The sequence below is a fragment of the Syntrophotalea sp. genome (genome assembly GCF_050253115.1).
GTDB lineage: Bacteria > Desulfobacterota > Desulfuromonadia > Desulfuromonadales > Syntrophotaleaceae > Syntrophotalea > Syntrophotalea acetylenica.
Genome location: NZ_JBFWJQ010000129.1, coordinates 1 through 6,850 on the forward strand (window position 1 = coordinate 1; position 6,850 = coordinate 6,850).

Genomic DNA, 6,850 nt, shown 5'->3' on the forward strand with positions numbered 1-6,850 from the left:
ACTTTTACCAGGTTGTCGGTTTCCAGCGTGGCATCGCAGGCCTCGCGGATTTCCCGAAACGTGGGGCAGTCGAAAATATCGCCGTTGGGCAACTGGAGCACGGGATATCCGAAGGATGTCGCACAAAACTCTTCGTTGCACCGCAGTTCGGTCACCGTTTCCAAACCGTACTTTCCTGCCACCTCGGCGTCAGGGATGATCAAGGTTGCTTTCACTGCCAGTCTCCTATGATTATCATAACAGATATGTTTTGTCGTATACGCAATTACGGAAATTGTTCAGTCCAGTTTGATATGGTCGCCGGGATTCTTGAGATCCTTGAGTTCAGGACACATCTCTTCCATGTTTTTGAGGAATTTCTCGGTGTTTTTGAATACGGCCTTGATTTCATGGTGCCAGGCGATGGCTACCTGGTGACCGCAGTAGGTACAGGTGTCAAGGGCCTTGTCGCCGGCCGGAATCGCCCGGTACACGGTGTAATACTCGCAGGCCGGACATTTCTGCCGATGCAGAATCGGCTCGACTTCCTTTATTCTCTTTTCCATGTCACCGCAGGGCCCGACTTTTCGAACCGGGCGCCTCTCCTTTTATAGGTGGTTTACAACTTGACGTGATCGCCACGCTCCTGCAACCGGGACAGGGCCGGGAAATGACCGGCAAGAGCCTGTACGTCCTTTTCACCGTCGCGGATGCGGGCTTCCAGCTGGCTGTCGTTGGCAACGGCGGTTTGCGCCATGCAGTGCGTGCATACCTGAAAGGCTTTTTCGCCTTCGGTTTTAAGCTCGAAAATGGTCCAGAAATCACAGGCGGTGCATTTATTACGAAAGAGCATGTCGGCAATCCTCCCAGTACAGGCTGTTTGCGATTTCAAAACATTATTTGTTTAAGATAGCAGAGGCGTCCATCCCAGCGCAACCCATAGCTTTTGCTGGTTTTCGCCCGGAGACGGCCCTTTCCCGCCGATTGATGCCGCCACAGCGGAAAAGGGCCGGTTTTAACATGAAAACCGCGCTGCTTCCATCCGATGTTTCCGGATAAACACAGCTCAGCCAAGCGATCCGAACTTGCACAGAATCCGGTTGCTGCGCTCCAGAAAAGCGGCCATGCGTTCCCTGTCGAAGGCGCAGTGGGGCAGCATGGACAGATCGTAGATCTGCTGCATGAGCATGGCGGCGTCTTCGTCGCGGCCCTGGTCCTTAAGACCGATAATGGTATCGACCACCGGGGATTTGCCGTTCAGGCACAAGGTGTGCTCACCAAACGGATTTTCATCGCCCTTGCGCAGCATGCGGGTCATCTCCTGCAGCCGCCGGGTCTGCTCGGACAGCACCACCATCCCGGGCACGCTGTCATCCTTGAAATTCTCGACACGCACCGAAAATCCGTCGGCCTTAATGGCTTCCTCGAACAGCTGCCGGATGCGGTCGAGACGCGCCTTGCGTTCGTCCTTGCCGGGCAGCTGAATTTTGGCGTCTTCTTCGATGAGATTTTCGGTGACGTCGCTGTCGACGCGCTGAAAAGCGACCTTGCCGTTTTTCATCTCCAGAAACTGGATGAAATGGCTGTCGATAAGGCTGTCAAGAACCAGAACGTCCATGCCCTGGTTGGCGAACAGCTTCAGATAGGTGCTCTGCGCCGCTTCGTTGTTGGTGTAGTAAACCTTGTCAGCGTGCTTCGCGGCGGCTTTTTCCAGGTACTCCGGCAGGGTGACGTATTCCTGGCTGCCTGCCAGGCGATAGATGACGTGGTCCTTGAGTTTGTCGTGGAACTTGTCATCGCGCAGCATGCCGTATTTCACGAAGGTGTGGATGTTTTCCCAGACCGGAACAAAGCCGGCGCGGTCGCCCTTGGCAAGTTCGACGATCTTGGACGCCACGCGACCGCTGATAACCTCGCGGATCTTGCGCACCTGCGGCTCGTTCTGCAGATAGCTGCGCGACACGTTGAGCGGCAGATCCGGCGCGTCGAGACAGCCCTGCAGCGGATTGAGGAACTCGGGAATCAGCTCCGGGCAGTTGTCGGAAACGAACACCTGGTTGCAGAACAGCTTGATATGGCTTTTGGCCACGTCGAACTCGGTGGTCAGCCTGGGGAAATACAGGACCCCCTTGAGGTTGAAGGGGTAGTCGATGTTCAGATGGATCCAGAACAGGGGCTCGTCGGCCAGGGGATAGAGTTTTTTATAGAAGTCGCGGTATTCCTCGTCCTTGACCTCAGAGGCGGAGCGGGTCCACAGCGGGTTCTGGTCGTTCACCACGTCGCCGGCCAGGCGGATCGGCACCGGCAGGAAATTGCAGAAACGCTTGAGAATCTCGCGGATGCGGAAGGGTTCAAGAAACTCCTTCTCCTCGGCGCCCAGATGCAGCACCACTTCGGTGCCGCGCCCCGCCTTGTCGCACTCTTCGAGATGGTAATCGGTGGAGCCTTCGCATACCCAGTGCACGGCCACAGCGTCGCTTTGATAGGAGCGGGTGAAGATTTCCACCTTCTCCGAAACCATGAACGCCGAATAGAACCCGAGGCCGAAATGGCCGATGATCTGGTTCTTGTCGTCCAGGTCCTTGAATTTTTCCACAAACTCCTCGGCCGAGGAAAACGCGACCTGGTTGATGTATTTGCGCACCTCGTCGGCCGTCATGCCCAGGCCGTTGTCGCGGATGGAGAGGGTGCCCGCGTCCTTGTCGACGGTGATGTCGATGGCGTATTCGTCCTCCAGCTGCAGACCCTCGATGAGGTTGATGTGCTGAAGCTTGTGGATGGCGTCCACGCCGTTGGAAACCAGCTCCCGCAGGAAGATCTCTTTTTCGCTGTAGAGCCATTTTTTGATGATGGGGAAAATGTTCTCGGTGTGGATGGAAATATGGCCTTTTTCCATCTTGGCGTTATCCGGCATAACTCGTCATTCCTCCTTGTAAAATTCAGGATGTGTGGTGGGCAGAATGTAGTAACGGCTGGACGGTTTGTCAAGACGCAAGCCCCATTGCACGGCAAATGCGGGACATGCGATACCGCTTTGGCGCAAACGCCGGGAAGTTTCCGGCCGCTTTGTGAAATTTCCGCGACATTCGCCCCTGAAACTGATTTTCCCCATTGTTTTCAATAGCTTGGAAGAGAGCATTTTTCCAGTTGACAGCCCCATGTGCCAGGAGTATATAGCAAACCATTATTCGCCGTTTCAGGGTGGGAACAGCAGACGAACGACATAAAAAGCAACCCCTTTTTATCGCCGCCCGCCGCCAGGCACCCCGCCCGTCAAAAACGGCATCCCCCTCGGGGGCTTTTTTCGCACGTGGCTTTTAAAAAGGGGTTCCAGTCATGCATATCGCTCTCGCCTTCAACCTGAAGGCTGACCGTACCGCTGTATCTTCCGCCGACGACCCTCCTTCCGCCGTTGACGATCTGTACGCCGAATGGGACGACATCCACACCATCGAAGCGGTGCGGGACGCCTTGGCGAGCGCGCACCGGGTTTCGCTGGTGGAGGCCGATCTCGATGCTTTCGACAGCCTGCGCAGGCTGAAACCCGACCTGGTATTCAACATGGCCGAGGGCCTCCTCGGCGCCAGCCGCGAAGCACAGATGCCCGCCATGCTCGACATGCTGGGCCTGGCCTACACCGGCAGCGATCCGGTGACTCTCGGCATCTGTCTGGACAAGCGCCGCACCAAGGAAATCCTGTCCTGTCACGGCATCGCCACGCCACGCTTCACGACGGTTACCGCCGTGGACCAGGTGCCGGCCCGCCTGCGCTATCCGCAGATGGTCAAGCCGATCCTCGAAGGCTCCAGTAAAGGCGTGCCCGACGCCTCGCTGGTTCGCGACCGCAAAGCCCTGTTGCGGCAGGTGCGCCAGGTGCTGGAAGTTTATCGTCAGCCGGCGCTGATCGAGGAATTTTTGCCCGGCAGGGAGTTTACCGTGGCGGTGCTGGGCAACGGCGCGGATCTGCGTGTGCTGCCGGCTGTCGAAATCAATTTCGAGGCCCTGCCGGCCGGCGTCAACCCCATCTATTCCTACGAAGCCAAATGGATCTGGGACCGTGAGGACGATCCGCTGCGGATCTTCACCTGCCCGGCGCGGCTCGAACCGGCCTTGCAGCAAGCCATCGAAGATCTGTGTCGCCGCGCCTTCCAGGTGCTGGGATGCCGGGACTGGTGCCGCATCGATGTGCGCCTCGATCAACACGGCCGCCCCCACATCATCGAGCTGAATCCCCTGCCGGGCATCCTGCCGCGCCCGGAACAGAACAGTTGTTTTCCCAAAGCCGCGCGCGCCGCCGGTCTGTCTTATACGGACCTGATCCTGGCCGTCGTGGATGCCGCCGTCAAACGCCTGAACCTTACGGGAAATCACCATGAGAGTAGCTGTCTGTTTCAATCGCGCGCCGTCACGGCCGGCTAAGGGCTGCGACGCCGACCTGATCTCCGAGCAGGGGGCGGAAAAGGAAGCCGCCGAAGTGGCCCGGGCTTTGAAAAGCCGGGGCTACGACGCGCATCTGGTGGCCCTGGGGCCGGATCCGGCCAGTTTCGTCGACGCGCTTCGGCGGTTGTCGCCCGCGGTGGCGTTCAATCTCTGTGAAGGCTTCTGGGGGGAAAGCCGTCAGGAGATGCATGTAGCCTCGCTGTTCGAGTTGCTGCGCCTGCCTTACACCGGCTCCACACCCCTTAGCCTGGGCCTTACCCAGGACAAGGTCCGCACCAAGGATCTGCTGCTCCGTTACCACCTGCCCACGCCCGGATACACGGTGGCCCGGCCGGGCCAGCACCTGCTGCGCTCCCATGACATGGCGTTTCCGCTGATCGTCAAACCGCGCGCTGAAGACGCCTCCCTCGGCATCACCAGCGACAGTGTGGTCAGTACGGACAGGGCCCTGCGCGAGCGGGTGCGGTTCATCCACGAGACCTACCGTCAGGAAGCCCTGATCGAGGAATTCATCGACGGCCGCGAGCTGAATGCGGCGGTGCTGGGCGACCGGCGCCTGGAGGTGCTGCCGATTTCCGAAATCGTCTTTGAGGAGGGCCTGCCCCACCCCATCGTCAGTTATGACGGCAAATGGCTGGAGTCCAGCATGGAGTTCGCCCGCACCCGGCCGGTGTGCCCGGCGCCGCTGCGCACGCGGGAAGAAATGCTGGTGCGGGATGTGGCGCTGCGCGCCTGCAAGATCCTGGAATGCCGTGATTACGCCCGGGTCGATATCCGCCTGCGCGACGGCATACCCTACATCCTGGAAGTCAACGCCAATCCCGATATCTGCTCCGATGCCGGGCTGGCCAGAGCCGCCAAAACCGCGGAAATCCCCTACCCGGCGCTCATCGAACGCATCGTGCAGATGGCCATACAACGCAAGGAGCCGAGTCATGCGTGACCTGACAATTGCAGACCTGCCGCACCTGCAGCGCATCCTGCGCAGTACCGGCGCCTTTACCGAGGCAGAGGTCGCCTGCGCCATGGAACTTCTGGCCATCGTCCTGGACGACCCCGCCCAGATCGACTATCGGGTCGCGGTGGCGCAGACCGACGGCGACGTCCAGGGCTACGTGCTGTACGGTCCCACCCCTCTGGCCGACGGCAACGTCACCCTGTACTGGATCGCGGTGTGCCCCGAGGCGCAATGCCGAGGCGTCGGCAGACGCCTGATGGCGCAGGTTGAGGAATACGCTCGGCAACACGGCGGCCGGCTCGTCTGCCTGGAGACCTCCTCCCAGGGAGGTTATGAGCGCACCCGGAGATTCTACCGCCAGGCCGGATACGTGGAGGAATCCCGCATACGGGATTTTTACAGCCCCGGCGATGATCGCATCACCTTTGTCAAACGATTGGACCAAACACTTGATCTGTAAACCAACATCTTTCCTGTCGTGAGACCATCCATGGAAACCTGGCAAAAAATATTGCAGGCAAGCGTGACCAGCCCCGGCGCCCTGCTGCGCCGTTACGGCATCGATCCGGCCCCCCTCGAAGCGGTCGTGGAGCGTTATCCGATGCGGGTCAACCCTTATTATCTCGGCCTGATCCACGCCGTTGGCGACCCCATCTGGCGGCAGGCCATTCCGTCCGCACTGGAAATCGAGGATCACGTCTGCTGTGCCGACCCTCTGGCGGAAGAAGAGCAGAGTCCGGTGGCCAACCTGGTGCATCGTTATCCCGACCGGGTGCTGTTCATGGTCTGCTCGGAATGCGCCATGTATTGCCGCTTCTGCACCCGCAAGCGCAAAGTCGGCGGCGAGCATATGAGAGTCACCCGGGAGACCATTGCCGCGGGCATCGACTATATCCGCGCCAACCCCCAAATTCGCGACGTGATCCTGTCAGGTGGCGATCCGCTGCTGCTGGGCGACGAAAACCTCGAAGAGATCCTGGAGCAGCTGCGCCGCATCCCGAGTGTGGAAATCATCCGCATCGGTTCGCGGGTGCCGGTGGTGCTGCCACAGCGCATCACCACGAACCTGGTGCGGCTGCTGCGCCGCTACCACCCCCTGTACCTCAACACTCATTTCAACCACCCGGACGAGATCACGCCGACTTCCGCCAAAGCCTGCGCACGCCTCGCCGACGCCGGCATTCCGCTGGGCAACCAGACGGTGCTGATGCGCGGCATCAACGACGATCCGCGGGTGATGAAGCGCCTGATGCAGAAACTGCTCGCCATCCGGGTGCGGCCCTACTACATCTACCAGGCCGACCTGGTGCAGGGCACGGAACACTTCCGCACCACCGTCGAGGAAGGACTGGAAGTGATAAAAGCCCTGCGGGGACACACCTCCGGCCTGGCAGTACCGGCCTACGTCATCGACGCCCCCGGCGGCGGCGGCAAGATCCCTCTGCTGCCCGATTACCTGCAGCAACTGGGCGA

8 protein-coding genes are annotated in these 6,850 nt (G+C 59.8%); 4 read left to right on the forward strand and 4 right to left on the reverse strand.

Annotated elements, in window-relative coordinates:
* The 4 genes from AB7E65_RS11305 to htpG all read right to left on the reverse strand — a co-directional run.
* Positions 1–215 (reverse strand): hypothetical protein (locus AB7E65_RS11305; protein ID WP_428745933.1); only part of this gene is annotated, 215 nt, incomplete at its 3' end.
* A gap of 63 nt (positions 216–278) precedes the next feature.
* A complete protein-coding gene (locus AB7E65_RS11310) occupies positions 279–545 on the reverse strand; it encodes a hypothetical protein (RefSeq protein ID WP_072287571.1) in 267 nt (88 codons plus the stop codon).
* A gap of 53 nt (positions 546–598) precedes the next feature.
* Complete coding sequence (locus AB7E65_RS11315; protein ID WP_072287570.1) at positions 599–832, reverse strand: hypothetical protein; 234 nt, start codon at positions 830–832, stop codon at positions 599–601.
* A 213-nt stretch (positions 833–1,045) separates the two neighbouring features.
* Complete coding sequence (gene htpG, locus AB7E65_RS11320) at positions 1,046–2,893, reverse strand: molecular chaperone HtpG (RefSeq protein WP_428745934.1); 1,848 nt, start codon at positions 2,891–2,893, stop codon at positions 1,046–1,048.
* Positions 2,894–3,315: 422 nt separating this feature from the next.
* On the opposite strand from htpG, the gene AB7E65_RS11325 reads away from it, so the two are divergent.
* From AB7E65_RS11325 to AB7E65_RS11340, 4 genes are all read left to right on the forward strand, one after another.
* Positions 3,316–4,398 carry a D-alanine--D-alanine ligase family protein gene (locus AB7E65_RS11325; protein ID WP_428745935.1) on the forward strand — a complete coding sequence of 361 codons (1,083 nt, stop codon included), beginning with the start codon at positions 3,316–3,318 and terminating at the stop codon, positions 4,396–4,398.
* Positions 4,352–5,362 carry a D-alanine--D-alanine ligase family protein gene (locus AB7E65_RS11330; RefSeq protein WP_428745936.1) on the forward strand — a complete coding sequence of 337 codons (1,011 nt, stop codon included), beginning with the start codon at positions 4,352–4,354 and terminating at the stop codon, positions 5,360–5,362. Before AB7E65_RS11325 ends, AB7E65_RS11330 begins: the two co-directional genes overlap by 47 nt.
* Positions 5,355–5,837, forward strand: coding sequence for a GNAT family N-acetyltransferase (locus tag AB7E65_RS11335; protein ID WP_428745937.1), 483 nt, complete (start codon positions 5,355–5,357; stop codon positions 5,835–5,837). Before AB7E65_RS11330 ends, AB7E65_RS11335 begins: the two co-directional genes overlap by 8 nt.
* Before the next feature lie 30 nt (positions 5,838–5,867).
* Positions 5,868–6,850, forward strand: a 983-nt coding sequence (locus AB7E65_RS11340) for a KamA family radical SAM protein (RefSeq protein ID WP_428745938.1), incomplete at its 3' end; no start/stop codon positions are given.